Consider the following 26,989-nt stretch of genomic DNA (forward strand, 5'->3'; position numbering starts at 1 on the left):
GCCCTCCCCCGGCAGTTCGCCGAGGCGGCCCGAGACCTCGCGCAGGGCCTCCGCCCAGCGGCTGGTGGAGTCGGCCATCAGCGCCACGTCGAGGCCCTGGTCGCGGAAGTACTCCGCCACCGTGATGCCCGTATAGATGCTGGCCTCGCGGGCGGCGACGGGCATGTTGGAGGTGTTGGCGATGACGACGGTGCGCTCCAGCAGCGGGCGGCCGGTGCGTGGATCTTCCAGCGCCAGGAACTCCGCCAGCAGGCCGGCGAGCTCATTCCCCCGCTCACCGCAGCCCACGTAGACGATGACGTCGGCGTCGCACCACTTGGCGATGGTCTCCAGCAGCACCGTCTTGCCGGTGCCGAAGCCGCCGGGGATGGACGCGGTGCCGCCGCGGGCGATGGGAAACAGGCAGTCGAGGATGCGCTGACCGGTGAGCATGGGCTCATCCGCGGGCAGGCGCCTGGTCACGGGCCGCGGCAAGCGCACCGGCCAGCGATGGGATAAGGCCACGTCGTACTCGCCGCCGTCGTCGGTGCGCACCGTGCAGACGGCGGCATCCTCAGCCACGCAGCCGGCGTCGGCGAGCTCGACGATCTCCCCCGCCGCCGCATCCGGCGGCACCAGGCAGCGCTGGCGCAGCCCCCGGGCGTCCGCGGCCGCATCCGCCGGGCCCACATCGCCGAGCACGGCGCCTGGCCGGATGTGCTCGCCCACGGCCACGGCAGGCGTGAAGCGGAAGCGCCCGGCGGCGGCCTCGCGCATGCCGGGCCGGACCCAGGCGGTCGTCACGGCGGCATCGGCGGCCTCACCGCCGTCGCTGCCGTCGCTGCCGTCGGCGCCGATGGGCCGCAGCAGGCCGTCGAAGATACGCCCGAGAATGCCGGGGCCCAGGCGAATGGACAGGAGCTGCCCACTGCCCGCCACGGCATCGCCGGGGCGCAAGCCGGAGGTGTCCTCGTAGACCTGCACGGTGATCTCGTCGCGCGCGACACGAATCACCTCGCCCAGCAGCCGATCCTCACCGACCACCACGGCCTCGCGCAGCAAAAAGGCCCCCGTGGAGGCCGCGCGCAGAACCGGGCCGCTGATCCAGGTGGTGGTGGCGCGGGCGCTCATATCGGCACCTCCGGCGTGTCGGCGCGGGCGGCCGTGCCCGCGGCCCCGGCAGCGGCCGCTGCGCGGGGTGTTGCCCGGCCCTTGGCAAGCGCCAACAGCCGTGCCTCGATGCGGGCACGATCGCGCAGCAGCCCTTCCAGGCTCATATCCAGCACCGCGCCGCTGGCGGCCACGACCAGCCCGGCCGCCAGATCGCCGTCCGCGCGCAGCGCCGGCGGATCGATGCCGGACTGCGCCAGCCACCCCAGCGCGATCTCGCGCTCGGCCCGGGGCCAGCCGCCGGCATGACGGATGCTCCAGCCCCGTTTGGGCAGGCGCTCCAGGGCCTGCGCCAGCGTGGTGTCCACCCAACGCCGGCGCTGCTCGGCCTGCGCCCAACGCTCGGTGAGCTGCGCCCGCAGCCTGGGCCAGGCTGCGGTGATGAGCGCCTCGTCGGCGTGCTCGCCACGCCGGCGCTCGGTGGTGGCGCGCTCCGCCGCAGCGGCGCGCAGGATCCCCTCGGCACGGGCGCGCTCGGCGAGGACGCGCTCATGCAGGGCCGCGCGCTCGCGCCGGTAGGCGTCGTCCATGAGGGCGCGGGCACGCGTCTCGGCCGCTGTGTGCATCTGCCGGCAGGTCTTGTCACGCTCGTCCGCCACCAGCTCGAGCAGTGCGCGCTCGCGTTCTTCGGTGTTCATTCCGCCAGTCCCAACTGTCGTTTCAACGCCGCCGTGAGATCGCCGGGCTCGCAGCGTCCGCGGGCGTCCGCCACCACCACACAGAGCGGGCGTTGCGCGGTCAGCGCCTCGGTCCGCAGCGCGCACGGCAGCTCAGCGGCGGCCTCGGCGGTGAGGATGATGAGCCCGACGCCGGCATCTCGGCGCAGCGCGCGCACCGAGGCGGCGACGTCCGCCGCCGCCGGTGTGCGGCAGTCCGCGCCGGCGAGCCGCCAGCCGGCGGCGCTGACGGCATCGCCGACGAACACGCAGCGGATTGCGGCGGGTGCGTCTGTGACCATGGCCAGCCGCCCGTTCAGAGCTTGTTCAGGATCAGCACCGACACGATGAGGCCGTAGATCGCGATGCCCTCGGCGAGACCCACCAGGATGATGACCCGGCCGAAGAGATCAGGCTTCTCGGCGAGCGCGCCCACCGACGCCGCGCCCACGGTGGCCACCGCATAGGCGGCGCCCAAGGCGCCGATGGTGGTCGCGAGCGCCGCGGCGATGAAGCCCCAGCGTTGCACGCTCGGGTCGACGAGGCGCTCGGTGATCGCCACCACCTCGCCCTGCGCGAAGGCCTGGGGCTGCCACAGCAGCAGGCTCGCCAGTACCGCCACGAGCACGGCGGAGACGACCAGCGAGCCGGCGACGAGGACGGATTGACTCATGACGGACCTCCTGTGACGAGGGCTGGGGGCGCCGGCAACGGGCTGAAGACCCGCCCGGTACCCTTGAGGAAACGATTGAAGAACTCGAACAGCACGAGCCGCGTGGTCTGGATCGACACCACCAGCCCCTCCAGCAGAATGATCACCAGATTGCCCAGCATGATGATCAGCACCGCCGCCCAGCCGGGGGCGGCGGCCGCCATGGTGACGATGGCCGCCGACAGCGCCGCGTGCGCCAGTGCGAAGGCGCCCACACGGGCGAAGGAGAGGGTATTGGTGAGCAGCTGCAGTGCGCTTTCGGCGAGATGACCCAGCGCCGCGAGCGCCCCGAGCAGTTTGTGCGCATCCCAGTAGGCCCCGGCGACGTACCAGCCGAGGCCCGCGAGCGCGAGCCACCCGAAACCGCGATCGGGCAGCGCGAGCATGCCCACCAGGCCCAGATACAGCACCAGCATGCCGGCGTCCACGGTGAGCCAATGGCGGGCGCGCCCCGCCGCCAACGCCCCGAAGCCGGCCAGCAGCTGGCCGAGCGAGAGCAGCACCACGGCAAACACCAGCGGCACCGCCAGCACCGTCAGCGGGTGCGCCAGCGGATGCAGCCACAACGCCGGAATCACGTGCTCGACACCGAACAGGCTGCCGAAGAGGAACCCAAACAGGGTTGCGGAGGCACCGCACAGCACCATGAGCCGCGCGAGGGGCAATCGGGGCAGGAGCCAGAGCCCGACCCCCACCAGCACCAGCCCCTGGCCGACGTCGCCGAACATGTAGCCGAAGAGCAGCGGCACGACCACCGCCAACAGCGGCGTCGGGTCCGCCTCGTCGCCGCCGGGCACGCCCAGCGCCCGGGCGAACAGCTCGAAGGGCTGCAGCCAGGCCGGGTTGTGCAGCACCTGCGGCGGGCGGCTGCCCGTCGGCGGCGGCGCAAAGCGCAGCAGCGCGCGGGTATCGGCGCGCTCCAGGGCCGCCGTCAGGCGCTCGCCGTCCAGGTCATCGGTCCAGCCCGTGATCCAGGCCAGGTGCTCGCCGGCGCGCTCCAGCGCACCCACCCGGCGGCTGAACCACTCCAACCACACCGCCTCCCCCAGGCTATCGCCCAGGGCATACTCGTCGAACAGGGTGTCGAGCTCCGCGGTGAGATGCACCACCCGCCGGGAGAGGAACTGCCGCCGGGCGCGAATCCGCGCGAGTGCCGTGACGGCGTCGCCCTTGAGCCACGCCGGGCGCAGCACCAGGCGTCCGTGCTGCGCCTTGACCTGCGCCTTGGCCGCATCCAGCCGATCCGCCGGACCCAGGATCATCCAGCAATCCTCGTCGGTCCAAGGCACGCTGCGCGCCAGCATGGGCGGCGGCAGCGCCAGCGCGGTGCCGGCGGGAAGAATGGCGCAGAAGGTGCCGAGCGTCGGGCCGGAAGCCGTCACCAGCGCGAAGTCGAGGGCGCTGCCCTGCACCTTGCCGAGAATCCGCTCCAGCCACGAAAGCCCGGTCTGCTCCTCCTCACAGGCCTGCAGCTGGTCGATGAGCGGGTCCGCTTCGCGCTGCCAGGCGGCGATGCGCGCCAGGGCACGCTCCATGACCTGCACCGGCGCCGCCAGCAGCGGACCGCGGCGCAGGCGCCCGCGCGCCCAGTAGCGCTCATAGCGCTGTGCCAGACGCTGGTAGGCCGCGATGCCGGCGGCGATGTCGGCCAGCGGCCGCTCGGCGGTGTCGGGCGCGCGCAACTCCAGCTCCACGGCGCCGGTGCGCGCCAGCTCTGCCAGGGTGCGCACCGCCTCCCTGCGCGGGCAGAGCACCTCGAACCAGCGGGTGGCGAGGGGTCGGAGCATCAGGCCGCCTCTTTGCGGGTGCCGGCCGCCGGCACCTCGGGGAACAGGGCCCGATCCAGCAGCGCCCGGCGCAGGCGCTCCAGGTCCAGCGCCAACAGCGCCAGGTAGGCGAAGGGCGCCGCCGGCGACAGGCCGAGGCCGTGGAAACGCAAGCGCAGACGCTCGCGCAATTCCTGGCGGCGGGTCCAGGCGCGCTGCGGGGGGCAGCAGCGAAACGCGGCCAGGTGCGCGGCGAGCAGCCCGGAGAGACCGTCCAGATTGGCGCGCACCGCTGCCCGGGGCCGGGGCCATCGCTGGGGCCATCGCTGACGCCAGCCGTCGGTCCAGCGCGCCAGCAGCGGGCCGGCATGCGGATCCAGCAGCGGCGTCAGCCCGGCGCTCGCCACCCGGGCCGGGATCGGCGTGGCGTCGGCGTCGAGCAGGGCCGCCAGCGGCGCGACCCGGCCCGCCCACGCCGGCACTGCGCCACCCGCGCGCAGTTGCTCGAGAACACCGGCCAGCGCCAGCCAGTGGGTCCAGCGCACCGCGTCGCGCCAGGCCTCGGGCACGAAGCCGGCGACGGTATCGATCTCGGAGAGCAGCAGCGCGCGTACGCCGGCCTCGATGTCGGCGGCGGTACTGGCGGCCGAGAAACCCTTCACCCAATCGTGATGCGGGCCGTTGCGGGCCTCCTCCAGCCATGCGCCGAGCCCCCGGATGCCGCTGATGCGCCGCCAGTCATGCTCGGTGGGCAGGCGCCCGTAGCGCGCCTGCAACCGCGCCTGGGCGTGGGCGAAGTCGCGGCTCAGGGCGCTCATGGCGATCCTCCCGTGAGCTCGGCGGCCAGCGCCGCCGCCAGCGCATCGACGGCGGCCGGATCGGGTGCTGCGGCCGCCTCGTCGGCGGCGCCATCGGCGGCGAGCTCGGCCAAGCCGCGTTGGATGCCGCGGTCGGCGATCCGGTGCGCAGACCGGATGCGCCGCTCGGCGCGCTCGGCGATGCCGCGGGCCGCGCCCTCGGCGGCGGTGACGCGGGCATTGGCCTCGTCACGGCAGACGACCACCGCCTGCCGAGCCTCTGCCTCGGCGCCCAGCACACGATTGAAGGCCGCATCCACGCCGCGATTGTCGGCACGAGGGTCGTTCATGGCTGCAATGTTCCCATCTGCCTGTGCTTGCGCCGCCGCTTCGGCGGTTCCTGTGCCGCTGTCGGCCACGCCTGCATCGAATCGTCACGTCCCTGTTGGAATATTAGTACATGCTCATGGGATTGGCGGGCGCCGCGGCGTCGGAGCCGCGAGCCTCTCTGTAAGTGCATTAATGACTACTGATCCAAGGCAAGATTCGCATGCAGAGTACTGGCCAGAGGGACCGGCCTTTCGCTACTCTCTGCCCTGATGGCCGATCGCCATCGTCGCCGTCCCCGGAGTCAGCTATGGACGAAACCCTGAAACGCCTGCTCGACGCCGAGGTGCGTGCCGAGACGATCGCGCAGGAAGCCGAGCAGGAGCGTGAGCGCATCATTCAGGCGGCCATGGCCGACGCCCGGGCCGAGGATCAGCGCTTCACCGCGCGGATACCGGATCTGCACCGCAGCTTGATCCACAAGGCCGAAGAGCGCGCGACGCAGACCATCGCCGAGCTCAAGCGCCGCTACGACGAGCGCCACGTCCAGCTGCGCAACCTGGCGGAAGAGCGCGAGCTGGTCGCCTTGGAGACCGCCTTCGAGCTGCTCGTCGATCCCAGCCGCTGAATGCACGCCCGCACGCCTGCACACCCGGGGCCGCCGCCCCCGGCCGCGCCCTTCGTGCCCGCAAGACGGCCTCATCCGGGCGCCTCGCTCATCTCAGGGGTGGGCCGCCACCTGGCCGATGTCCCAGCCGCAGGCGCAGGCTTACCCACCCGTCCAGCCACCCCTCCAGCCCTCTGGCCAGCGGCGCCCATGCGGTCATGAGCAACAGCGACCAGGCCTATCTGCAGACCCGGGTGACCGCCATGTCCGTGCGGTTGCTGGATGCGCCCGCGCTGGCGGCGCTCGCGCAGCTCGACCTCCAGGCACTGGCGGAGCGCCTCCAACTGGAGCCAATACTCGACGAGCAGCTGTCGCCGCGGGTTAAGGCCCGTGCCGTCGAGCAGACGCTGCTGCAGCGCCTGCTCGCCGATCTCGTGGTGCTGACGCGGCCGATGGCGGCGGCCGAGCGCGGGCTGTTGCTCGCCTGGGCGCGCAAGTACGCGCTGTTCAACCTCAAGACCTTGATCCGCGGTAAGCTCCACGCGCTCGATCAGGCGCACATCCGCGAGAACCTCTACGAGCTCCCCGCCCGGGTGCGCCTGCCCCACCAGGAGCTGTATCGGGCCGAGAATGTGGCCGAGCTGCTGCGGGTGCTGGAACGCGGACCATTGCGCGTCATCGCGCGCCAGGCGCGCGAATCCTACGAGCAGCATCGCGACGCCTTCGTGCTGGAGGCGGCCGTCGACCAGCGCTACTACGCCGAGCTGGCGCGCCAGGGCAATCAGCTGCGCGGCGCCGAGGCACCGGCGATCCAGTACCTCATCGGCAGCGTGCTGGATCGTATCAATGTGCTGTGGCTGCTGCGCTTTCGCTTCGCCTTCGGCTTCTCACCCAGCGAGGCCTTCTATCAGCTGGTGCCGTCGAAGCGGCTGCTGCACCGTGACCGACTGCTGAGTCTCGCCAACATCGACGGCTTCGACGAAGTGCTCGCCGCCATGCCCGCGCCCCTGAGCTCGGCGCTGGCGGGCAGCCCCAGTATCATCGAGGTGCAGCGCCGGGTCGGTGTCATGCTCATCGACGAATGCCGCCGCACCCTCAAGCGCGGGCGCTCCGGTGTCGCCCGCGCGCTGGCCTATCTGATCCTGCGAGAGCACGACCTGCACCGGCTCTATGCGCTGATTCAGGGCCGGCTGTTGGGGCTGCCGCAGGAGGTCATCGACATCGCCGTCGAGCTGGCGGAGCCGCATTGCCCAAGCGGCATCGCCGTGGCCGCGTAACCCAAACAACCGCGACCATCGCCCCACCCCAACGCCGGCGGAGGATTGAACCTTGCTGCGCCCACTGCCGATGAAGCATGTCCGCCTGCTGGTGATGACCGACGATCTGCCGCAGGCGTCGCTGACCCTGGCCGAGACCGAAAGCTTCCACCCGGACGAGCGCCCGCCGGAGATCCAGGCGCTCGCGGGTGCACCCGGACGGGACTATCGCGAGCGCTACCGCCAGGCGGCGACGCGGCTGGACAAGATCGCCAAGTTGGTGGGGGTGGCACCGACGCCGCCCATGCGGCAGGTGCACGTGGTACACCCGGACGAGCTCGCCGCCGTGGGCAGCCTGCTGCGCGAGCGCTGGGAGGAGGCCGCGCGGTTCGAGGAGGCGTTCCGGCGCTTGGACGAGGAGGAGCGCTTCATCCGCGATCAGGAAGTGGCGCTGGAGAATTTCGCCAACCTCAAGATCGATCTCGGCAAGCTGTACCGTCAGACACGCTTCCTCGACTTCCACGTCGGCATGGTGCCGCGGGAGAACGTGGGCCGGCTCGAGGGTGCGGTGCAGCTCGCCGGTTACATGCTGTTCAATTACCTGGCGCGCGGCGACAGCGCCCACGTCGTCATCGTTGGCCCCCGCGGCGAGGGCGAGGCCCCACTCGGCTCGGTGCTGACGTCCGCCGGCTTCCAGTCCCTGCCCATCCCGAGCGATATCGCCGACAGGGATCCGGTGGCCAAGCGCGAAGAGCTACAAGCCCGTCGCGCTGAGCTCGCCGGCCAGCGCGACACCCTGCGCACCGAGTTCAAGCAGTGGGAGCGTGCGCACCGGGAGACGCTGCTGGATGCCCGTCGCACCCTGCTCCTGGCAGAGCCTTTCGTCACCCTGGACCCATCCATCCACAGTTCAGGCTCGCTCGCCATGCTCGCGGGCTGGGTGCCGCTGCGCGCGCTGCCGAGCCTGGCGGAGCGGTTGGAACAGAGCCTGTCGATGCCCTTCGACCTCAGCTTCCGCGATCCGCGCCCGGACGAACGACCGTTGGTGCCCACGGTACCGGTCACTAACCGCTGGCTCACCCCCTTCGCGATGCTCGTGAAGCAGTACGGCATCCCCCAGTACGGCGAGGTGGACCCCACACCCATCTTTGCCTTCACTTTTTTGTTGATGTTCGGCTCCATGTTCGGCGACGTCGGACAGGGCGCCGTCATCGCCGCGGCGGGCTGGTATTTCCGCGACAAGCTCGGACGCTTCTGGCTGTTCGGCGTCATGGCCGGCCTGTCGTCAATGCTGTTCGGCTTCCTCTATGGCAGCATTTTCGGTTATGAGGAACTGCTGCCCGCGCTTTGGACCAGCCCCATCCACCACCCGATCCTGATGCTGAAGATCGCGCTCGGCTATGGCGTCGTCTTCATCGTGGTGGCCTGCCTGCTGGCCATCTACAACCGCTTCGCCGTCAAGGATCCCGCCAGCGCCGTGTTCGGCCACCATGGCGTGGTGAATCTGGTGTTCTATCTGTCGCTGATTTGGGGCAGTCTGCGCCTGACGGGCACCGGCAGCTTCGGTACCCTGCCGCTGGTGTTGATGCTCACGAGCCTCGGCGCCCTGGCGGTCTACGCCTGGCGTCACCTGGAGGCACCGGCGGGAGAGAAGGTCCTGGTCGTCTTTATCGAGACGCTGGAAACCGTCATCGGCTATGTCTCGAACACGTTGTCGTTCCTGCGCATCGCCGCCTTCAGCCTGAACCATGCGGCACTGTCGCTGGCGGTGCTGACACTCGCTAACATGATGGGTACCACAGGGCACATACTGGCCGTCGTCTTCGGTAATCTCTTCGTGCTGGTGCTCGAAGGCGGCATCGTCATAATCCAGGTGATGCGGCTGCAATACTACGAGGGCTTCTCGCGCTATTTTTCCGGCACGGGCCACGAGTTTGCCCCGCTCAAGCTGCGCCGCGGCGCCGCCGGAGCGGGCTGACACCCGTACCAGACCGCCCCCACCACAAACCGCGACGCAAGATTTCCGGCAACGCACATTCAGCATTCGAGGAACGACAGCAATGTTTTGGCTCGCCGCGCTCATGTCCTTCGCCATCGTCGGTCTCATTGTCACCGGCGTCTATCTGGAAACGCGCCCCGCCGCGAGCCTGCAGCTGCCGCGCTGGAGCAAGCCGGCCGTGGGCGGGCAGTTGCTCGTTTTCGTCGCCGCCCAGGTGGGCCTGCTGCTGCTCGGCATCGACGAGGCGTTCGCCGAAGAGGCGACTGCCGGCGCCGGCGAGGTCAGCATCGGCATGGGCATCGCCATCCTCGGCGCCGGCATCCCGACGGCGCTGTCCACCATCGGCGCCGGTATCGCCGTGGGGCCCATCGGCGCGGCATCACTGGCAGCCATCACCGAGAAGCCGGAGACCCTGGGACGCACGCTCATTTACCTGGGCCTTGCCGAGGGTATCGCCATCTATGGCCTGGTCATCTCCATTCTGCTGCTGAACCGCATCTGAGTCGCCATGGTCGACGCACCGGACTCAACCGCGGACAAAACGCGGGCGAACGCGCAGGCGGCCGCCGAGCAGCAAGCAACCCGTATGCTGTTCCTTGGGGCCGACAGCCTCGCCGACGGCTTTCGGCTCATCGGCTTCGAAACCCATGCGAATCCGAGCCCCCAGGACGTGGACCAGGTGTTCCGTCAGCTGCGCCAGTCCCGCGACAAGGCCTTCGTCATCGTCGATGAGGACGTCATGCGCTCCGGGGCCGCCAATCTCGCGCGTGTGCGCCGCGAGGGCGGCCGCATCGTCGTCATCGCCATACCGCCGTTGGCGGGCCCGGTGCAACTGGAGAGTGAGGTCGCCGACCGGCTCCGGGCGATGTTCGGATCGAGCACGCGTGGTTAGTCGTTGTGCGTTGCGGGTGAGGCTTTCTGAGGTTTTTGTTGTTCGTTACCTGTTAATTGTTGTTTGTTAATTATCACTAGCCCTAGCCCCTAATTCCATGGTCACCCAAGCACACGAGCTGGAAGAGGCGATCCTCGCCCGCGCCGAGCGTCTGGCCAATGAGTACCGGGAGCGCGCCTACCGCGCCCGCGACCAAATCCTGCGCGACGCGGCGGACAAGCTGCGCCTGCGCGAGCAGCGCGAAGAGGCCATCGCCAAGTCCCTCGGCGAGCGCACCTACCGTCAACAAGTGCAGGCGCAAGAGCTGAAGCTACAAAGCCACCTGGATCGGGTGCGCTGGAATCTGGTGCGGGACGTGGAGCATCGCCTCACCGCGCGCATGCGCGAGCATGCCCAGGATACCGAGGCTTACCTCAAAACCCTGCGCGGCTTCATCGCCACCGCCGCCGACACCATCGAGCACGATGACCTGCGTATCGCCGCCAATGCGCGCGATCTCAAGCTGCTGAACGCGCACTGGGCGCGCATCCAGACGGCGCTCCCCGAACAGGTCCGGGTGACACTGGCGGAGGCGCCCATCGAGACCGAGGCGGGCGTGCTGGTGAGCAGCAGCGACGGACGGATTCGCGTCGATAACACCCTGGAAGGCCGCCTGGCACGGCTGCGCCTGCGCATCCAACAGGCGATCCTCGAGCGGCTGCTGCCGGGCGGGTTGGAGACGGGGGCGTTGTTCGGGGGTTAGGGGTCAGTGCAGTCTGTACCCGCCAGGCCCAAGCCGGCTCCAGCCCTTGCCAGCCACCTGCCCCTCCTGACCAGCCACCCCCTGACCAACCTTGTGACCAGCCCCCCTCAACAGCCCCATCGACCGCAGCCACCAACCACCGAGCTTCAATGACCGACCAACACCGCACCGGCACCGTCCGCGATATCAACGGCCCCATCGTCACCATCGATCTGCCCGGTGTGCGCAGCGGCGAGCAGGTGCGCATCGGCGAGATCGGCCTCGTCGGCGAGGTGATCTCCCTGTCCGGCCGCCAGGCCGTGGTGCAGACCTACGAGGGCACCGACGGCGTGCGCCCCGGCGAGCCGGCCATGGGCCTGGGCTGGCCACTGTCGGTGGAGCTCGGCCCCGGCCTCATGGGCGGGATTTTCGACGGCGTGCAGCGGCCGTTGTCGAAAATCGCTCTGCAATCGGGCGACTACATCGCCCGCGGACTGGATGTGCCAGCGCTGGACCGCGCGCGGCAGTGGGCATTCGAGCCGAATCCCGAGCTGGAGCCGGGGCAGCAGATCGGTCCGGGCATGGTGCTGGGCACGGTGCCGGAGACGGAGGTCGTCTCGCACAAGGTGCTGGTGCCGCCCGGCGTCGCGGGCGAGCTCGAAGAAGTCGCGCCGGCGGGTGCTTACGACATCGAGTCCACCATTGCCCATGTGCGTGATGCCAAAGGCACGAGCCATCGCCTCAGCCTCTATCACCGCTGGCCGGTGCGTCGCCCGCGGCCCTACCTGCAGCGCGACGACGGCGTGTCGCCCCTCATTACGGGTCAGCGCGTCATCGATACCTTTTTTCCACAGCTCAAGGGCGGCAAGGGCGCCGTCCCCGGTCCCTTCGGCGCCGGCAAGACCGTGGTGCAGCAACAGATCGCGCGCTGGTCCAACGCCGACATCGTGATCTACGTGGGCTGCGGCGAGCGCGGCAATGAGTTGGTGGATGTGCTGGAGAGCTTCCCCAAGCTCGAGGACCCCTACTCCGGGCGCAAGCTCATGGAGCGTACGCTGCTGGTGGCCAACACATCGAATATGCCCGTGGTGGCCCGTGAGGCATCCATCTACGTCGGTCTCACCATGGCCGAGTACTACCGCGACATGGGCTACGACGTCGTCATGCTCGCGGACTCCACCAGCCGCTGGGCGGAGGCGCTGCGCGAGGTGTCCGGCCGGCTCGGCCAGATGCCGGTGGAGGAAGGCTACCCGGCCTATCTGGCCTCGCGCCTGGCCGCCATCTACGAGCGCGCCGGGCGCGTCAAGACCCACGCTGCCGGCTCCGGCTCGGTGACCCTGATCGGCGCCGTGTCGCCCCCCGGCGGCGACTTCTCCGAGCCGGTCACCAGCCACACCAAGGACATCATCGAGACCTTCTGGGCGCTGTCGAAAGAGCTCGCCGATGCCCGCCACTATCCGAGCATCGACTGGGTCACCAGCTTCTCAGGGCATGTGCACACCGCCGCCGAATGGTGGCACGAAGTGGTGGATCGCCGCTGGGAGCAGCGCCGCACCGAGGCCCTCGCCCTGCTGGCGCGCGACGCCGAGCTCTCGCGCATCGTCAACCTGGTGGGGCCCGAGGCCCTGTCCGATGCCCAGCGCTGGCAGCTGGAGGGCGCGGCGCTGGTGAAGGAAGGGGTGCTGCAGCAAAGCGCCCTGGACGCTGTGGACACCTTCTGCTCGCCGGAGAAGCAATTTGCGCTGTTGGACCTGTGCTTGAGCATTTACGACAAGGGCATGGCACTGATCGAGCTGGGCGTGCCCGTCTCCGAGCTCGCCGAAATGCCGCAGCTCGCCAAGGCGCGGCGCTGCAAGTCCATGTACAACAGCGACCAGGTGACGGAAATCCACGCCTTCGCACGGGCAGTGGAGCAGGCGTTCGAAGGGATTCGTCTCGAATATGCCAAGGAACATGCCGAGTGACGTGCTTCCAGGGGCCAGACCGATCGCCTTGCCCCCGCCTCGACACTCCCTCGCTACCCGACACTCGAGCCTCACATGAGCATCAAAGAATACCGCACCGCCAGCCGCGCCCACGGCGGACTCATCGCCGTGCAGCACACGCCCGGCGTCGCCTTCGGTGACCGGGTGCGCATCACCGACGCCCGGGGCGGCACCCGCGACGGCCAGGTCATCCGCGCCGCGGACGAAGAGGTGCTGATCCTGGTGTTCGAGGGCATCGAGGATCTCGACCTGGAGGACATCTGGGTCCGCTTCCTCGACGAGCCCGTGGAGATCGCCCTGTCGCCGGAGATTCTGGGCCGCGAGCTCAACGGCCTCGGCGAGCCGCGGGACGGCCGCCCACCGGTGCTCTCCAACGTCCGCCGGCCCGTGGGCGGCGCCGCCATCAATCCCGCCGCCCGGACCTACCCGCGGGAGTTCATTCAGACCGGTATTTCCACCATCGATGGGCTGAACAGCCTGGTGCGCGGACAGAAGCTGCCGATCTTCTCGGGCTCGGGCCTGCCGCACAACCGGCTCGCAGCGCAGATCGTGCGCCAGGCGAAGCTGAAGGACGAGGACACCAGCTTCTCCATCGTCTTCGCGGCCATGGGCGTGAGCTACGCGGACGCCAAGTTCTTTCGGGATGAGTTCGCCAACTCCGGTGTGCTGCGCAATGTGGTGATGTTCGTGAACCTCGCCGACGACCCGCCGGTGGAGCGGCTCACCCTGCCGCGCACCGCACTCACCGCCGCCGAGTACCTGGCCTACGACCTGGACCGGCACGTGCTGGTGGTGATGACGGACATGACCTACTACGCCGAGGCCCTGCGCGAGGTGGCCACGGCCAAGGGCGACGTCCCCGCGCGCAAGGGCTATCCGGGCTATCTGTATTCCGACCTCGCCGAGATCTACGAGCGCTGCGGGCGCATCCACGAGCGCCACGGCAGCATCACCATGATGCCGGTGGTGTCCATGCCCTCGGACGACATCACCCATCCCATTCCGGACCTCACCGGCTACATCACCGAAGGCCAGATCGTGCTCTCCCGGGAGCTTCAGAATCAGGGCATCTATCCCCCGGTGCACATCTCCCCGAGCCTCTCGCGGCTGATGAAGGACGGCATCGGCAGGGACGACACCCGCGAAGATCACCCGCACGTCGCCGCGCAGCTCTATGCCCTGTATGCCCGGGCGCTCGAGACCCGCAACCTCGCCAGCATCATCGGCGCGGACGAGCTCTCCGAGCGTGACCGCCGCTATCTCACATTCGCCGATGACTTCGACAAGCGCTTCGTCGGCCAGGACGAGGCGGAAGACCGCAGCATCGATGCCACGCTCAACCTGGCCTGGGAGCTCATGAGCGCGTTCCCCCGGGAGATGCTGACGCGCCTGTCGGAAACGGAGTTGGCGAAATATTACCGGACCGCCGAGTCCCAATAGCAGGCACCGCAAGGCTGCCTCCCGCCGTCGCCACCATGCCCATCACCTGCGACACCTGCGCCGCCGCCTGCTGCCGGCTCGAAGTCCCCTGCGTTGGCGCCGACGACATCCCTGCGCATCTGTTCGCGCATCTAACCGAGCACGATGCCGCCGGTCATCGGCGCATGCGCCGGCTCGACGACGGCTGGTGCGCGGCACTGGACCGCAACGCGATGAACTGCGGCATCTACCCGTACCGTCCCCTGCCCTGCCGCGAGATGGCAGTGGGCGGGGACGAGTGCCTGGCGGCTCGGCGGGCGCTTGCCGACGAGGTAGGGCCCGGGCTGCCATAATCAGGCGACGATAGAAGCCATACAGCCCAACCGCCGGGAGGCATCTCGATGTCAACCGTCTCGAAGCGAGACGTCATCGACCGCCCGGGTACATGCGCCCGACGATGGCCGAGGTGCTGCGCTCCGCCACCAGCGGCACCAGCACCACCTGTCCGCCCCAGGCTTTTACCTCGGCGGCGCCGACGACCTCGTCTTCACGATAATCGGCGCCCTTGACGAGCACCTCCGGGCGCAGTGCCTGAATCAGCGCCATGGGCGTGTCCGCGTCGAACAGCACCACGCCGTCCACGGCGGCCAGGGCCGCCAGCACCCGCGCGCGGTCCTGCTCTGAGATCACGGGACGCCCCGTCCCCTTCAACGCTCGTACCGAACGGTCCGTGTTGAGTCCCACCACCAGCCGCTGCCCATGGCGGCGTGCCTGCTCCAGATAGGTGACATGACCCACGTGCAGCAGGTCGAAGCAGCCGTTGGTGAACACCACGCGCTCGCCGGCGGCTCGCCACGCCGCCACCTGGGCGCGCATCGCCGGCAGGTCCCGGATCTTCGCCGCCTGCTCCAGGGCCGCCTCGCCGCTGATGGCCGCCGCCAGCGCATCGCTGCTGATGGCCGCCGTGCCGTGGTGGCCGACGACGACGCCGGCGGCGAGGTTCGCCAGATGCGCCGTATCAACCGCTTCCAGCCCGGCGGCACGCCCGGCGGCGATGGTGGCGATGACCGTATCGCCGGCGCCGGAGACGTCGAAGACTTCCCGCGCCACGGCCGGCACTCGGGTCTTGCCAGTGGCGTCCACCAGCACCATGCCGAGCTCGCCCAGGGTGACCACCACCTCGACGAGGCCGAGCTCCCCGCGCAGCCGCTCGGCCCATGCCAACAGTGCGTCCAAATCGGCGGCGTCCGCCCCCGTGGCGAGCGCCAGCTCGGCGCGATTCGGCGTCAGCAGGGTCGCGCCGCGGTAGCGCGAGAAATCACGCCCCTTGGGATCCACCAGCACCGGCACACCGCGTGCGGCGGCCGCCGCAATGAGGCGCTGGCATAGGGCACCGGTGAGCACGCCCTTGGCGTAGTCCGAGAGCAGCAGCACATCGGCGTCGTCCAGGCGCGCCAGCACCGCGGCGGCCAGCTTATCGGCCACGGCCCCCGACAGCGGCGCCGTGGCTTCGGCGTCGATGCGCAGCATCTGCTGGCGGTTGCCCAGAATGCGGGTCTTGCTGGTGGTGGGCCGGTCGCCGTCGGTGAGCACCGCTCCGCGGTCCATACCTGCGGCATCCAGCAAGCCGAGCAGCGCCGCACCATCGGCATCGTCGCCGCGCACACCGGCCAACGCGACGTCCAGGCCCAGCCCCAGCAGGTTGCTGGCGACGTTGGCGGCGCCGCCGGCCACCGCCCGCTCGCTGCCCAGCCTCAGCACCGGCACCGGCGCCTCCGGCGAGATGCGGGCGACGTCACCGGCGAGATACCGGTCCAGCATCAGGTCACCCACCACCAGCACGCGCGCGCCGCCGAAGCGCCCGCGCACCGCCTCCATGACCCGCTGCGGCTCCCGGAACATCAGGCGCGGCCCTGCTCCATTTCAGCCTCGGGCGGCGGGCTCGTCACCCGCCGCTCCACCAGGTCGCAGAGGATATGCCCGATGACGATGTGCGCTTCCTGGATCCGCGCGGTTACCCGAGACGGCACCGCCAAACAGAGCTCACAGGTATCGGCGAGACGCCCGCCGCCGGCACCCGTGACTCCGACCCGGTAGATACCGCGGCCCGCCGCCCGCTCCATCGCCCGCAGCACGTTGGCGCTATTGCCGGAGGTGGACAGGCCCACCAGCACATCGCCGTCGCGGCAGAGCGCCTCCACCTGGCGGGCAAACACCGACTCGAAGCCATAGTCATTGGCCACGGACGTGAGGACGGAGCTGTCGGTGGTGAGCGCCATGGACGCGAGCCCGGGGCGCTCACGCTCGAACCGCCCCACCAGCTCGGCGGCCAGGTGCTGGCAGTCCGCGGCACTGCCGCCGTTACCCATCCAGAAGACCCGCCCGCCGCGCTGCAGACTGTCGGCGGCGCGCTCGGCGAACTGCAGGATTGCCGGCGCCAGCGCGGCGGTATCCTTGAGCACCGCCACGTGGGCGGCGATGGTGGCGTCGATGAGGTCTCGCATGCGGGCTCCGGCGCGGCGCCGGCGGCGGCGCTCGACTCAAAACGACAGTATGCCGAGCGCCCGGAGGCACTGGCAATGGCGGCGAGAGCGGCGCCGGTCGGGCGTCAGATCCGCTGCCGGTCCGGCTGCCAGGCGGCCTCCAGCAGCTTCAGGACGTCCCGGCGGCTGACGACGCCGACCAGCCTACCCTGCTCCATGACCGGGAGGCGCCGGAAGTGGCTCGAGGCGAAGCGCTCGGCGATCTCCGTGATGGGGGTATGCGCCTCGACGGTCACTGGATCGGCGCTCATGAACTGATCGACGCGGCCGCCGCCTTCGCTGAAGTAGCCAGCGTCCAGAGCGACGCGCATGCAGTCGCGTTCGGTGAGGATGCCGACGAGATTGCCGACCTGGTCCACCACCGGGGCGCCGGAGATGCGCTCCTGCACCAGGATGCGCATCGCCTCCAACACCTCCATCTCCGGGTGCAGGGTGATCGGGTGCCGCGACATGGCCTCTTTGGCGGTCTTGGTTTCGAGCACAGACATCTCCTGAAAACAACCCCTATGTCGCCGTCTTCGCCCCGCCGCTGATCAACGACGGATGCGAGTCGGATCTGGCCGGGTGCGCCGACGGCTGCGGACGAGGGCTTCGGTCGCATTACATCAGATCCCGCGGGATCGCCTCGTCCCAGCTCTTTGCGAACACGCGTATGTCGCCTGCATAGGCGTCCAACGTCGCTCGAATCAGGAATGCCGTCACGGTGGACGTGAGGATGGTGCGGGTGACGGTGCGCGCAGACCAATCGGGGGCGCCATCGCCCCCCGGGCGCGCGAAGCTGCGCTCGTGCACCACCTCGCCGCGAACAGTCTCGTAGCGCTCATTCCGATAGCTCCAGCACTCTTTTACGTTACGGCTGAAGGTGAGGTCAATGTCATCGAGACGCACACGCGCATCGTTATTGACCACATCCAGCGCCACCTCGTTGTTGGCCAGGTTGTGTCGGACCGTCCAATGCCGCTCCGCCGGCACCAGCACGGTGTGGGGCGGCGCTGGTGCGGTACGCGGATCACCGAGGTCGCGCAGGGTGGCGTCCTCGGGCTTTGGCGTGCGTACCGGCAGCTGCAGCCGGCATCCCGCCGCATACAGGGTGAGCTGCACCGGCTGCGGGGAAGGCCATGCCAACGGGAAATAAGAGCTGGAAATCGCCAGCCGAATGCGATGGCCAGCAAAGAAGCGCTGACCGACGTCGTTGAGCGGTACCCGGACCCGGTAACGGCGCCCGGGCTCCAATGGCTGCGGCTGTGTGTGACCGTCCCGATGGGTGAGATTCAGGACGCCGAAGGTGACGCGCGTGGCGCGATCATCCAGGCCGATGTCGGACAATCGCGCTGCGACCATGGCCACGGGCTGATCCGCTGCGAGCTCGAGCTCCAGCTCAGGCGCACCAAGAATGGAGACATCCTCGGTCAACGGCGCCGTATCGAACACCAGGGCACCACCGTCTTCCAGGCGCTGATCCGAAGGTAGATCCGTGGTCTCGGCGTAGGAACACCATTTGCCGGCAAAGAGGCCGACGCTGAGGGGGCTTTTGATGCTGAGCTCGTCGCCGCCGCCGGTACTGCCGCCGTCGTCCGGCACCAAAGCGCCCGGGATGAGCCGATAGCCACGGCGCTCGATGTCGGGGCTGGGCCAGACGGTCTCGGCCACCCAGCGGCCGGTGGTCTCGGGCGAGAGGGGGTCGCGGCGATCTAGCATCCAGGCACGCAACATCGGGTCATCCCCGACGCCGCGCTCGATCCCCTTGAGCCAATGATCCCACCAGCGTACGCATTCGCCGAGGAAGTCGATGGCCGGTCCTGGACCGCCCATGTGCGGATACTTGTGTCCCCAGGGTCCAACGAGACCCCGTCGTGGCACCGACAGGTGCTGCAACAGCCGAAACACGGTATTGGAATAGCCGTCCGCCCAGCCACTGACCGCCATGACCGGAACCTGGATGGCGTCATAATCCTCACAGACAGACGCATGCGTCCAGAATGCTGTCCGGCGCTGGTGTTGTAGCCAGTGCTTGATCCACAGACCGCTGCCCTCGAGACGTTCCAGCCACATCTCCCGCCAGCGCTCTCCCACCACCGCCGGGTCCGGCGGACAGGCATTGAAGCCGAACATGGTGGAGGCCCAGGACAGATTGTCCGTGAGCAGACAACCGCCCATGTAGTGCACATCGTCGGCGTAGCGGTCGTCTGAGGAGCAGACTGAAATGACCGCACCCAGCGCCGGCGGGCGCAACGCCGCGATCTGGAGGGCATTGAAGCCGCCCCAGGACAGCCCGAACAGCCCGACCTTACCGCTGCACCAGGGCTGGGCCGCGATCCAGCGCAGCACCTCCAGGCCGTCGTCCAGCTCACGCTGGAGATATTCGTCGCGCAGCAGGCCTTCCGAGTCACCACTGCCGCGCAGATCCACACGCACGCCGGCATAGCCGTGGCGGGCGAAGAAGCCGTGGATCTCGGCGTCGCGGATCGCCTTGTGGTCGCGCTTGCGGTAGGGGATGTACTCCAGCACCGCCGGCACCGGATGGTCCTGGGCATCCGGTGGCAGCCAGAGCTTGGCCGCCAGCGAGCAGCCGTCGGATAAGGTGATCCAGACATTGTCGATCACCCGTGGCTGCGCCGGCCGGATCTGCCCGGCGGCAGTTGCTTGGCCATGAGCTTGCACAGCTGACCTCCGATTCCGTCGACAGAGTGCTCTTCCCTTAAAGAGTAGCAATCGCTCCCGAGCCGGCATCGGCCGGCTGGGGGTCTAACCGGTGAATAAAAAAGGGCGCCGGGGCGCCCTTTGCAAGATGCGCCGCTCCCTGCGGCGGCGGCACGTTTAGTTCACCTTCGGGTCCAGATCGCCCTTGGCGTAGCGGTCGGTCATGTCTTCCAGCGACAGAACCTTGATCTTGCTGGCGTTGCCGGCGGTACCGAAGGCCTCGTAGCGGGCCTTGCAGATCTCCTTCATGGCCTTGGTGGAGGCCGCGAGGTATTTGCGCGGGTCGAAGTTCTTCGGGTTCTCGGCGAGGTGCTTGCGGATGGCGCCGGTGGAGGCCATACGCAGGTCGGTGTCGATGTTGACCTTGCGAACACCATTCTTGATGCCCTCGGCGATCTCCTCGACGGGCACACCGTAGGTCTCGCCCATGGCGCCGCCGAACTCATCGATGATCTTGAGCCACTCCTGCGGCACGCTGGAGGAACCGTGCATCACCAGGTGGGTATCCGGGATACGGGCGTGGATCTCGCGGATCCGCTGGATGGCGAGGATGTCGCCGGTCGGCGGGCGGGTGAACTTGTAGGCGCCGTGGCTGGTGCCGATGGCGATGGCCAGCGCATCGACGTGGGTGTCGGCGACGAACTTGGCCGCCTCTTCCGGGTCGGTCAGTAGCTGGTCGTGGGAGAGCTTGCCTTCGGCGCCGGAGCCATCCTCTTCACCGGCCATGCCCGACTCCAGCGAGCCGAGGCAGCCGAGCTCGCCCTCGACGGAGACGCCGCAGGCGTGGGCCATGTCCACCACCTGGCGGGTGACGCGGGCGTTGTAGTCGTAGTCCATCGGCGTCTTCATGTCTTCGCCGAGGGAGCCGTCCATCATCACCGAGCTGAAGCCGAGCTGGATGGAGCGCTGGCAGACAGCCGGGGAGGAGCCGTGATCCTGGTGCATCACCACCGGGATGTGCGGCCACTCCTCGATGGCGGCGAGGATGAGGTGGCGTAGGAAGGGGGCGCCGGCGTATTTGCGCGCACCGGCGGAGGCCTGCACGATGACCGGGGAGTCGGTCTCGTCGGCGGCCTCCATGATGGCGCGCATCTGCTCCAAATTGTTGACGTTGAAGGCCGGGACGCCGTACTGATGCTCGGCGGCGTGGTCCAACAGCTGGCGGAGTGAAATCAAGGCCATGGGGGCTCTCCTGTGTCGCTGAGTGAGTGTTGCGGGTGGAAGTGGGGCGGTGCTCGCCTCAGTCGCCGGCGAGGCGTTTGTGCTCGCCGACGCGCATGATCTTCATGATATTGGTTTGTCCCTCCACGCCGCCGCGGTCGCCCTTGGTGATGATCACCAGGTCGCCAGCGACGACGGTGCCCTGTCGCAGCAGCTCTTCGATAACCTCGCGATTGACCTCGTGTATGTTCGTTGAGGCTACGTCGAAGTTTATCGGGTAGACGCCGCGATAAAGCGTTACTTTTCTGCGGGTATGGACGAAGCGCGTCAGGGCATAAATGGGGATGCCGGTGTTGAGCCGCGACATCCACTTGACCGTGGCGCCCGATTCCGTCAACGCCGCGACGGCCTTCACCCCGAGGTGGTTGGCGGCGTACATGGCGGACATGGCGATGGCTTCATCCACGCGGCGGAAGCGGGTATCAAGCCGGTGGCGGGACTTGCGGCGGTAGTTTTCGGACTCGGCACAAATGCGGTCCATGGCCGCGACCACCTTGGCGGGGTACTTGCCCACGGAGCTTTCCGCCGACAGCATCACGGCATCGGTGCCGTCGAGGACGGCGTTGGCCACGTCGAACACTTCGGCTCGCGTGGGGATGGGGTTGTCGATCATCGACTGCATCATCTGCGTGGCGGTGATGACCACGCAGTCGAGATCGCGCGCTTCGCTGATGAGGCGCTTCTGCACCGCCGGCAGCTCGGCGTCGCCGATCTCGACCCCAAGATCGCCGCGGGCGACCATGATGACGTCGGACGCCTTGATGATCTCTGTGGCCTGCTCCAGGGCCTCGGCACGCTCGATCTTGGCGACGATGCCGCCCTTGCCACCCGCTCGGTTGAAGAGCTGGCGCGCAAGGTGGACGTCGTCCGGACTGCGGACGAAGGAGACCGCCAAATAGTCCGCCTCCATCTCGGCGGCGAAGGCGATATCCGCCTTGTCCTTGTCCGTCAGCGCCGGCGCAGACAGGCCACCACCACGCTTGTTGATGCCCTTGTTGTTGGAGAGCTTGCCGCCGAGCAGCACGCTGCACCTGATGCTGCGCCCGGCGATTTCGCTGACTTCCAGCTCGATGGCGCCATCGTCCAGCAGCAGCTGATCGCCCGGCATCAGATCGTCGGCGAGTCCGGCGTAGGTGCAGCCGACACGCGCGTGATTCCCCGAGTCCAGCGGACAATCGAGGTCGATGGCGAAGGGATCGCCCGGGGCCAGCTCGATGCTGTCGCCCTCGAACCGGCCGATGCGGATTTTCGGACCCTGCAGATCCACGAGCACACCCAGGGGGTGCTTCATGGCCTTCGCCACGGCGCGCACCCGCTCCACCCGCTTGCGCTGGCGCTCATGGGTGTCATGGGACATATTGAGCCGCGCCATGTTGAGGCCGGCGGCGACCATGTCCTCCAACACACCCGGCGGGTCGGTGGCGGGGCCGAGGGTGGCGACGATCTTGGTTCTGCGGGGCATGTTCGGGGACGTCACGCGTGTCGAAGGGCGAAGAAGGGGCGCGAGCATCGACGGGTATTCCCCCGACACTCGCAACTCGAACCGCGAGCCTAGTCCTTCGCCCTCGCTTCCAGCATGGCCACCGCAGGTAGCGTCTTGCCCTCCAGAAACTCGAGGAAGGCGCCGCCGGCGGTGGAGATGTACGACACTTTGTCGTAGATGTCGTACTTCTGGATGGCGGCGATGGTGTCGCCGCCGCCGGCGAGCGTGAAGGCGTCGGTCTCGGCGATGGCCATGGAGACGGTCTTGGTGCCTTCGCCGAACTGATCGAACTCGAACACGCCCACCGGGCCGTTCCAGACCACGGTGCCGGCTTGACTGATGATGTCGGCGAGCGCCTTGGCGCTGTCCGGGCCGATGTCGAAGATCATGTCGTCGTCGGCGACCTCACCCACTGTCTTCTGTACGGCCGGCTCGTTTTCGTCGAATTGCTTGCCGACCACGACATCGGTGGCGATCGGAATCGTGGCACCGGCGGCCTCGGCTTTTTGCATCAGATCCTTGGCGGTGGCGACCAGATCCGCCTCATACAGGGATTTGCCGACGTTGTGCCCGGCGGCCTTGATGAAGGTGTTGGCGATGCCGCCGCCCACCACCAGCTGATCGACCTTGGTGGACAGGGACTCCAGCACGGTGAGCTTGGTGGAAACCTTGGAGCCGCCGACGATGGCGACCATGGGCCGCTTCGGCTCCGCAAGCGCCTTGTTCAGCGCCTCCAGTTCCTCGGCCAGCAGCAGGCCGGCGCAGGCGACGGGCGCGAACTTGCCGGCGCCGTGGGTGGAGGCCTGGGCCCGATGGGCGGTGCCGAAGGCGTCCATCACATACACATCGCACAGCGCCGCATACTGCCTGGCGAGGTCCTCGTTGTCTTTCTTCTCGCCCTTGTTGAAGCGCACGTTCTCCAGCAGCACCAGCTCGCCCTCGGCCACCTCGGGGGCTGTCTCCAGGTAATGCTTCACCAGGCGCACCTCGCGGCCCATCTTCTCACTGAGATCCGCCGCCACGGGTGCCAGCGAGTCCTCTTCGGAGTACACGCCCTCCTCCGGGCGACCGAGATGGGACATGACCATGACCTTGGCGCCGGCCGCCAGGCAATGCTCGAACGTGGGCAGGGAGGCCTTGATGCGGGCGTCGGAGGTGACCTTGCCGTTCTTGACCGGAACGTTGAGGTCGGAGCGGATCAGCACCCGCTTGCCGGCGAGATCCAGGTCGGTGAGCTTGGTGAAGGACATGTGTCGTGCCTCGTTCAATGGTGTGGTTGTCTCAAGCGATCTGGAAACCGACGGTGCGCTTTCCGCATCGCTCGGGTGAGCGCCGCGGCACCGGGTGCTGGGTGCCGGGCGGATTGCCCAGCGCCCGGCACCCAGCCCCGGGGCCCTAGCGCGTCACTGTGCGACGTGCTCCACCATGCGCAGCATGTTGCAGGTATAGCCGTACTCGTTGTCGTACCAGGTGACCACCTTGACGAAGGTGGCATCCAGCATGATGCCGGCGCCGGCGTCGAAGATGGACGGCGTATTGGCGCCGCGGAAGTCGGTGGAGACCACCTTGTCGTCGGTGTAGGCCAGCACGCCGGCGAGGTCGCCGGACTCGGAGGCGGCCTTCATGGCCGCGCAGATGTCGTCGTAGCTGGCGTCTTTGCTCAGCTCGCAGGTAAGGTCCACCACGGAGACGTCGGAGGTGGGCACGCGGAAGGCCATGCCGGTCAGCTTGCCGTTGAGCTCCGGCAGTACCTTGCCGACGGCCTTGGCGGCGCCGGTGGAGGACGGGATGATGTTCTCCAGGATACCGCGGCCACCGCGCCAGTCCTTCTTGGACGGGCCGTCGACGGTCTTCTGCGTGGCGGTAGCGGCATGCACGGTGGTCATCAGACCGCGCTTCACGCCCCAGTTGTCATTCAGCACCTTGGTGACCGGCGCCAGGCAGTTGGTGGTGCACGAGGCCGCCGAGATGATGGCCTGGCCGTCGTAGACACCGTGGTTGACGCCGTAGACGAACATGGGCGTGGCGTCCTTGGAGGGCGCGGACTGCACCACCTTCTTGGCGCCGGCGGTGATGTGCTTCTGGCAGGTCTCTTCGGTGAGGAAGAAGCCGGTGCACTCGATGACCAGGTCGGCGCCGATCTCGTCCCACTTCAGGTTGGCCGGGTCCATCTCGGCGGTGAGGCGGATGGACTTGCCATTGACGATCATGCTGCTGCCGTCGATCGCGACATCACCCTGGAAGCGGCCATGCACCGAATCGTACTTCAGCATGTACGCGAGATAATCGGGGTCCAGCAGATCGTTGATGCCGACCACCTCGATGTTCGGAAACTCCTTGCTGATCGCACGGAAGGCCATGCGACCGATGCGACCGAAACCGTTGATGCCAACTTTCAGGGTCATGCCTGGTTACTCCTGATGTAGAGGAAGGTTTGGAAAGCAGCTGCTCTCAGAGGCGAGCGTCGTCAGCGTCGAGCAACGAGGAAGCATTGTCGTTCCTCGCCCCCCCGTGACTCGCGACGCGACACTCAAAGAAGACTGTTGACGGCGTCGACGACGGCCTCGGCGGTAACACCCAGGGCCTTGTAGACGTCGGGCGCCGGTGCGGACTCGCCGAAGGTGTCGACACCCACTACCTTGCCGTGCATACCGACGTATTTGGGCCAGAGGCTCGAGACACCCGCCTCGACGGCGACGCGAACGGGCACCGTCTCCGGCAGCACCATAGCCCGGTAAGCGGCGTCCTGGGCGTCGAAGGTATCCATGGACGGCATGGAGACGACGCGAATCTTGCGCCCTTCGGCGGCGAGTTGCTCGGCGGCCTTCACCGCCAGCTCCACCTCGGTGCCGGTGCCGATGATGATAGCCTCCGGCAGGCCATCGCACTCTTTCAGCACGTAGGCGCCGCGCTCGATATTGTGGATCTGATCGTCTGTGCGCGGCATGTGCGGGGCGCCCTGGCGGGAGAAGATCAGGGCCGTCGGGCCACCGCTGCGCTGCAGCGCCAGCTTCCAGGCGACGGCGCTCTCGACGGCGTCACACGGGCGCCAGGTGGACATGCGCGGGGTCAGGCGCAGAATGGATACCTGCTCCACCGGCTGGTGGGTGGGACCATCCTCGCCGAGACCGATGGAGTCGTGGGTGTAGACGAAGATCGGGTTGATCTTCATCAGCGCCGCCATGCGTACCGCATTACGGGCATATTCCATGAACATCAGGAAGGTGGCGCCGTAGGGCTTGAAGCCGCCATGCAGTGTGATGCCGTTCATGACGGCGGACATGCCGAATTCGCGCACGCCGTAATAGACGTAGTTGCCCGATGCGTCCGTGGGCTTGATGCCCTTGGCTCCGGACCACAACGTCAGATTCGAGCCGGCGAGATCGGCCGAGCCGCCGAGCAGCTCGGGCAGCAGCGGGCCATAACCGTTGAGCGCCTGCTGCGACGCCTTGCGGGTGGCGACCTTCTCGCCTTTTTCGTTGATGGCCTGGATGAACGCCCGGGCCTTGGCATCGAAGTCCGCGGGCAGCTCGCCCGCCAGGCGGCGCTCGAGCTCGGCCGCCTCGGCGGGGAACTCGGCCTTGTAGGCGGCGAGCTTCTGTTGCCATGCCTGCTCCGCCACGGCACCACGCTCGCGGGCGTCCCAAGCCTGGTAGACGGCATCGGGCACCTCGAAGGGGGCATGCGTCCAGCCGAGCGCTTCGCGCGTCAGGGCAATCTCGTCATCACCCAGGGGGGCGCCATGGCACTCTTCTTTCCCCTGCTTGTTCGGCGCGCCGAAGCCGATGATGGTCTGGCAACAGATAAGCGATGGCTTGTCGGTGACAGCCTGCGCTTCCTCGATGGCGGCTTTCACCGCTTCCGGGTCATGCCCGTCCACTTCGGGGATGACGTGCCAGTTGTAGGCTTCGAAGCGCTTCGGGGTGTCGTCCAGGAACCAGGCGGGCACATCGCCGTGGCCGCGCACCTCGCCGTCGATGGAAATGTTGTTATCGTCGTAGAAGGCGATCAGCTTGCCGAGACCCAGTGCCCCGGCCAGAGAGCAGGATTCGTGGGAGATGCCCTCCATCAGGCAGCCGTCGCCGAGGAACACGTAGGTGTAGTGGTCGACGATCTCGTGACCGGGCTTGTTGAACTGCGCAGCGAGCACCTTCTCGGCCAGCGCCATGCCGACGCCGTTGCTGATGCCCTGCCCGAGCGGGCCGGTGGTGGTCTCGACGCCGGGGGCATAGCCGTATTCGGGATGACCCGGGGTCTTGGAGTGCAGCTGGCGGAACTGCTTGAGATCTTCGATGCCAACACCGTAGCCGCTCAGGTGCAGCAGCGAGTAGATCAGCATCGAGCCATGACCGTTGGAGAGTACGAAGCGATCGCGGTCTGGCCAGTCGGGATTCGCCGGGTTGTGCTTCATGAAGTCGTTCCAGAGCACCTCGGCGATATCCGCCATGCCCATGGGGGCGCCCGGATGCCCGGACTTGGCCTTCTGCACGGCGTCCATGCTGAGCGCGCGGATGGCGTTCGCGAGTTCTTTGCGTGAAGACATAAGGATCTCTCCTCGGTCGGTTTTGTGAGTGCGATCGGGTAGGAGCGTGATCGCCCGCGCAGCGGCTTGGTCCGACGCCTGACCCCGGATGTGTCGGGCGCGGCGCATGGGCCTGGCGGTGGACCCATGCCCGGAGTCGGGGCCGGCGGCCGGCGGGGGCTCTCGTGATGGGCGGCAACGAACCTCGCGGCTGCGCTGTGACCGAGCCCAAGC

24 protein-coding genes and 1 pseudogene are annotated in these 26,989 nt (G+C 68.2%); 9 read left to right on the forward strand and 16 right to left on the reverse strand.

The genetic code is table 11. The features are described from left to right. From QZ588_RS07405 to QZ588_RS07435, 7 genes and pseudogenes are all read right to left on the reverse strand, one after another. A pseudogene (locus QZ588_RS07405) lies at window positions 1–1,110 on the reverse strand (ATPase); the annotation flags it as partial. Continuing rightward, window positions 1,107–1,787 (reverse strand): hypothetical protein, encoded by a 681-nt coding sequence (locus QZ588_RS07410; RefSeq protein ID WP_295541355.1) that lies wholly within the window; start codon window positions 1,785–1,787, stop codon window positions 1,107–1,109. The gene QZ588_RS07410 and the pseudogene QZ588_RS07405, both read right to left, overlap by 4 nt. Further along, window positions 1,784–2,107 (reverse strand): V-type ATP synthase subunit F, encoded by a 324-nt coding sequence (locus QZ588_RS07415; RefSeq protein WP_295541357.1) that lies wholly within the window; start codon window positions 2,105–2,107, stop codon window positions 1,784–1,786. The genes QZ588_RS07410 and QZ588_RS07415 overlap by 4 nt, the downstream gene beginning before the upstream one ends. Before the next feature lie 14 nt (window positions 2,108–2,121). Next, window positions 2,122–2,478, reverse strand: a complete 357-nt coding sequence (locus QZ588_RS07420; protein ID WP_295541358.1) for an ATP synthase subunit C — start codon at window positions 2,476–2,478, stop codon at window positions 2,122–2,124. Continuing rightward, window positions 2,475–4,304: a V-type ATPase 116kDa subunit family protein gene (locus QZ588_RS07425; RefSeq protein WP_295541360.1), complete on the reverse strand. Its 1,830-nt coding sequence runs from the start codon at window positions 4,302–4,304 to the stop codon at window positions 2,475–2,477. Before QZ588_RS07425 ends, QZ588_RS07420 begins: the two co-directional genes overlap by 4 nt. Continuing rightward, entirely contained in the window at window positions 4,304–5,101 is a 798-nt protein-coding gene (locus tag QZ588_RS07430; RefSeq protein WP_295541362.1) for a hypothetical protein, read from the reverse strand. Before QZ588_RS07430 ends, QZ588_RS07425 begins: the two co-directional genes overlap by 1 nt. Beyond that, window positions 5,098–5,430 carry a hypothetical protein gene (locus tag QZ588_RS07435; protein WP_295541364.1) on the reverse strand — a complete coding sequence of 111 codons (333 nt, stop codon included), beginning with the start codon at window positions 5,428–5,430 and terminating at the stop codon, window positions 5,098–5,100. The genes QZ588_RS07430 and QZ588_RS07435 overlap by 4 nt, the downstream gene beginning before the upstream one ends. A 287-nt stretch (window positions 5,431–5,717) precedes the next feature. Here QZ588_RS07435 and QZ588_RS07440 point away from each other — a divergent pair, with 287 nt between their 5' ends. From QZ588_RS07440 to QZ588_RS07480, 9 genes are all read left to right on the forward strand, one after another. Continuing rightward, window positions 5,718–6,035 (forward strand): ATPase, encoded by a 318-nt coding sequence (locus tag QZ588_RS07440; RefSeq protein ID WP_295541366.1) that lies wholly within the window; start codon window positions 5,718–5,720, stop codon window positions 6,033–6,035. 197 nt (window positions 6,036–6,232) lie between these two features. Beyond that, on the forward strand, window positions 6,233–7,291 hold the full coding sequence (locus QZ588_RS07445; protein ID WP_295541368.1) for a V-type ATPase subunit: 1,059 nt from the start codon (window positions 6,233–6,235) through the stop codon (window positions 7,289–7,291). Window positions 7,292–7,343: 52 nt separating this feature from the next. Next, entirely contained in the window at window positions 7,344–9,248 is a 1,905-nt protein-coding gene (locus QZ588_RS07450) for a V-type ATPase 116kDa subunit family protein (RefSeq protein WP_366929540.1), read from the forward strand. 82 nt (window positions 9,249–9,330) lie between these two features. Further along, window positions 9,331–9,771, forward strand: coding sequence for an ATP synthase subunit C (locus tag QZ588_RS07455; protein WP_295541370.1), 441 nt, complete (start codon window positions 9,331–9,333; stop codon window positions 9,769–9,771). 6 nt (window positions 9,772–9,777) lie between these two features. Beyond that, the gene (locus QZ588_RS07460) at window positions 9,778–10,161 is read left to right on the forward strand and encodes a V-type ATP synthase subunit F (RefSeq protein WP_295541371.1); all 384 of its coding nucleotides are present in this window, start codon (window positions 9,778–9,780) and stop codon (window positions 10,159–10,161) included. 97 nt (window positions 10,162–10,258) lie between these two features. Further along, entirely contained in the window at window positions 10,259–10,903 is a 645-nt protein-coding gene (locus QZ588_RS07465) for a V-type ATP synthase subunit E (RefSeq protein WP_295541372.1), read from the forward strand. Window positions 10,904–11,052: 149 nt separating this feature from the next. Continuing rightward, window positions 11,053–12,846 carry a V-type ATP synthase subunit A gene (locus tag QZ588_RS07470; protein ID WP_295541374.1) on the forward strand — a complete coding sequence of 598 codons (1,794 nt, stop codon included), beginning with the start codon at window positions 11,053–11,055 and terminating at the stop codon, window positions 12,844–12,846. A 75-nt stretch (window positions 12,847–12,921) separates the two neighbouring features. Continuing rightward, window positions 12,922–14,307 (forward strand): V-type ATP synthase subunit B, encoded by a 1,386-nt coding sequence (locus QZ588_RS07475; RefSeq protein WP_295541376.1) that lies wholly within the window; start codon window positions 12,922–12,924, stop codon window positions 14,305–14,307. 35 nt (window positions 14,308–14,342) lie between these two features. Next, window positions 14,343–14,639: a YkgJ family cysteine cluster protein gene (locus QZ588_RS07480; RefSeq protein WP_295541378.1), complete on the forward strand. Its 297-nt coding sequence runs from the start codon at window positions 14,343–14,345 to the stop codon at window positions 14,637–14,639. A 73-nt stretch (window positions 14,640–14,712) separates the two neighbouring features. Here QZ588_RS07480 and rfaE1 read toward each other — a convergent pair whose 3' ends face one another. The 9 genes from rfaE1 to tkt form a co-directional block, all read right to left on the reverse strand. After that, entirely contained in the window at window positions 14,713–16,188 is a 1,476-nt protein-coding gene (gene rfaE1, locus QZ588_RS07485; protein WP_295541379.1) for a D-glycero-beta-D-manno-heptose-7-phosphate kinase, read from the reverse strand. Beyond that, a complete protein-coding gene (locus tag QZ588_RS07490) occupies window positions 16,188–16,790 on the reverse strand; it encodes an SIS domain-containing protein (protein WP_295541380.1) in 603 nt (200 codons plus the stop codon). The genes rfaE1 and QZ588_RS07490 overlap by 1 nt, the downstream gene beginning before the upstream one ends. A 104-nt stretch (window positions 16,791–16,894) precedes the next feature. Then, on the reverse strand, window positions 16,895–17,311 hold the full coding sequence (locus QZ588_RS07495; RefSeq protein WP_295541381.1) for a CBS domain-containing protein: 417 nt from the start codon (window positions 17,309–17,311) through the stop codon (window positions 16,895–16,897). A 118-nt stretch (window positions 17,312–17,429) separates the two neighbouring features. After that, on the reverse strand, window positions 17,430–19,433 hold the full coding sequence (locus tag QZ588_RS07500) for a CocE/NonD family hydrolase (protein WP_295541383.1): 2,004 nt from the start codon (window positions 19,431–19,433) through the stop codon (window positions 17,430–17,432). A 213-nt stretch (window positions 19,434–19,646) separates the two neighbouring features. Further along, entirely contained in the window at window positions 19,647–20,711 is a 1,065-nt protein-coding gene (gene fba, locus QZ588_RS07505; RefSeq protein ID WP_295541385.1) for a class II fructose-bisphosphate aldolase, read from the reverse strand. Window positions 20,712–20,769: 58 nt separating this feature from the next. Further along, entirely contained in the window at window positions 20,770–22,212 is a 1,443-nt protein-coding gene (gene pyk, locus QZ588_RS07510) for a pyruvate kinase (RefSeq protein WP_295541386.1), read from the reverse strand. 89 nt (window positions 22,213–22,301) lie between these two features. After that, window positions 22,302–23,483: a phosphoglycerate kinase gene (locus tag QZ588_RS07515; RefSeq protein ID WP_295541387.1), complete on the reverse strand. Its 1,182-nt coding sequence runs from the start codon at window positions 23,481–23,483 to the stop codon at window positions 22,302–22,304. A 153-nt stretch (window positions 23,484–23,636) separates the two neighbouring features. Continuing rightward, on the reverse strand, window positions 23,637–24,638 hold the full coding sequence (gap, locus tag QZ588_RS07520) for a type I glyceraldehyde-3-phosphate dehydrogenase (RefSeq protein ID WP_295541389.1): 1,002 nt from the start codon (window positions 24,636–24,638) through the stop codon (window positions 23,637–23,639). Window positions 24,639–24,763: 125 nt separating this feature from the next. Beyond that, window positions 24,764–26,776: a transketolase gene (gene tkt / locus QZ588_RS07525; protein WP_295541390.1), complete on the reverse strand. Its 2,013-nt coding sequence runs from the start codon at window positions 26,774–26,776 to the stop codon at window positions 24,764–24,766. Window positions 26,777–26,989 lie beyond the last annotated feature (213 nt).

It is taken from the genome of uncultured Thiohalocapsa sp., assembly GCF_913062725.1.
Lineage (GTDB): Bacteria > Pseudomonadota > Gammaproteobacteria > Chromatiales > Chromatiaceae > Thiohalocapsa.

What these genes read in the sequence shown, in the direction of transcription:
- QZ588_RS07410 (WP_295541355.1), bottom strand. Translation starts at nt 1,787, where the DNA reads ATGAACACCGAAGAACGCGAGCGCGCACTGCTCGAGCTGGTGGCGGAC.
- QZ588_RS07415 (WP_295541357.1), bottom strand. Translation starts at nt 2,107, where the DNA reads ATGGTCACAGACGCACCCGCCGCAATCCGCTGCGTGTTCGTCGGCGAT.
- QZ588_RS07420 (WP_295541358.1), bottom strand. Translation starts at nt 2,478, where the DNA reads ATGAGTCAATCCGTCCTCGTCGCCGGCTCGCTGGTCGTCTCCGCCGTG.
- QZ588_RS07425 (WP_295541360.1), bottom strand. Translation starts at nt 4,304, where the DNA reads ATGCTCCGACCCCTCGCCACCCGCTGGTTCGAGGTGCTCTGCCCGCGC.
- QZ588_RS07430 (WP_295541362.1), bottom strand. Translation starts at nt 5,101, where the DNA reads ATGAGCGCCCTGAGCCGCGACTTCGCCCACGCCCAGGCGCGGTTGCAG.
- QZ588_RS07435 (WP_295541364.1), bottom strand. Translation starts at nt 5,430, where the DNA reads ATGAACGACCCTCGTGCCGACAATCGCGGCGTGGATGCGGCCTTCAAT.
- QZ588_RS07440 (WP_295541366.1), top strand. Translation starts at nt 5,718, where the DNA reads ATGGACGAAACCCTGAAACGCCTGCTCGACGCCGAGGTGCGTGCCGAG.
- QZ588_RS07445 (WP_295541368.1), top strand. Translation starts at nt 6,233, where the DNA reads ATGAGCAACAGCGACCAGGCCTATCTGCAGACCCGGGTGACCGCCATG.
- QZ588_RS07455 (WP_295541370.1), top strand. Translation starts at nt 9,331, where the DNA reads ATGTTTTGGCTCGCCGCGCTCATGTCCTTCGCCATCGTCGGTCTCATT.
- QZ588_RS07460 (WP_295541371.1), top strand. Translation starts at nt 9,778, where the DNA reads ATGGTCGACGCACCGGACTCAACCGCGGACAAAACGCGGGCGAACGCG.
- QZ588_RS07465 (WP_295541372.1), top strand. Translation starts at nt 10,259, where the DNA reads ATGGTCACCCAAGCACACGAGCTGGAAGAGGCGATCCTCGCCCGCGCC.
- QZ588_RS07470 (WP_295541374.1), top strand. Translation starts at nt 11,053, where the DNA reads ATGACCGACCAACACCGCACCGGCACCGTCCGCGATATCAACGGCCCC.
- QZ588_RS07475 (WP_295541376.1), top strand. Translation starts at nt 12,922, where the DNA reads ATGAGCATCAAAGAATACCGCACCGCCAGCCGCGCCCACGGCGGACTC.
- QZ588_RS07480 (WP_295541378.1), top strand. Translation starts at nt 14,343, where the DNA reads ATGCCCATCACCTGCGACACCTGCGCCGCCGCCTGCTGCCGGCTCGAA.
- rfaE1 (WP_295541379.1), bottom strand. Translation starts at nt 16,188, where the DNA reads ATGTTCCGGGAGCCGCAGCGGGTCATGGAGGCGGTGCGCGGGCGCTTC.
- QZ588_RS07490 (WP_295541380.1), bottom strand. Translation starts at nt 16,790, where the DNA reads ATGCGAGACCTCATCGACGCCACCATCGCCGCCCACGTGGCGGTGCTC.
- fba (WP_295541385.1), bottom strand. Translation starts at nt 20,711, where the DNA reads ATGGCCTTGATTTCACTCCGCCAGCTGTTGGACCACGCCGCCGAGCAT.
- pyk (WP_295541386.1), bottom strand. Translation starts at nt 22,212, where the DNA reads ATGCCCCGCAGAACCAAGATCGTCGCCACCCTCGGCCCCGCCACCGAC.
- QZ588_RS07515 (WP_295541387.1), bottom strand. Translation starts at nt 23,483, where the DNA reads ATGTCCTTCACCAAGCTCACCGACCTGGATCTCGCCGGCAAGCGGGTG.
- gap (WP_295541389.1), bottom strand. Translation starts at nt 24,638, where the DNA reads ATGACCCTGAAAGTTGGCATCAACGGTTTCGGTCGCATCGGTCGCATG.
- tkt (WP_295541390.1), bottom strand. Translation starts at nt 26,776, where the DNA reads ATGTCTTCACGCAAAGAACTCGCGAACGCCATCCGCGCGCTCAGCATG.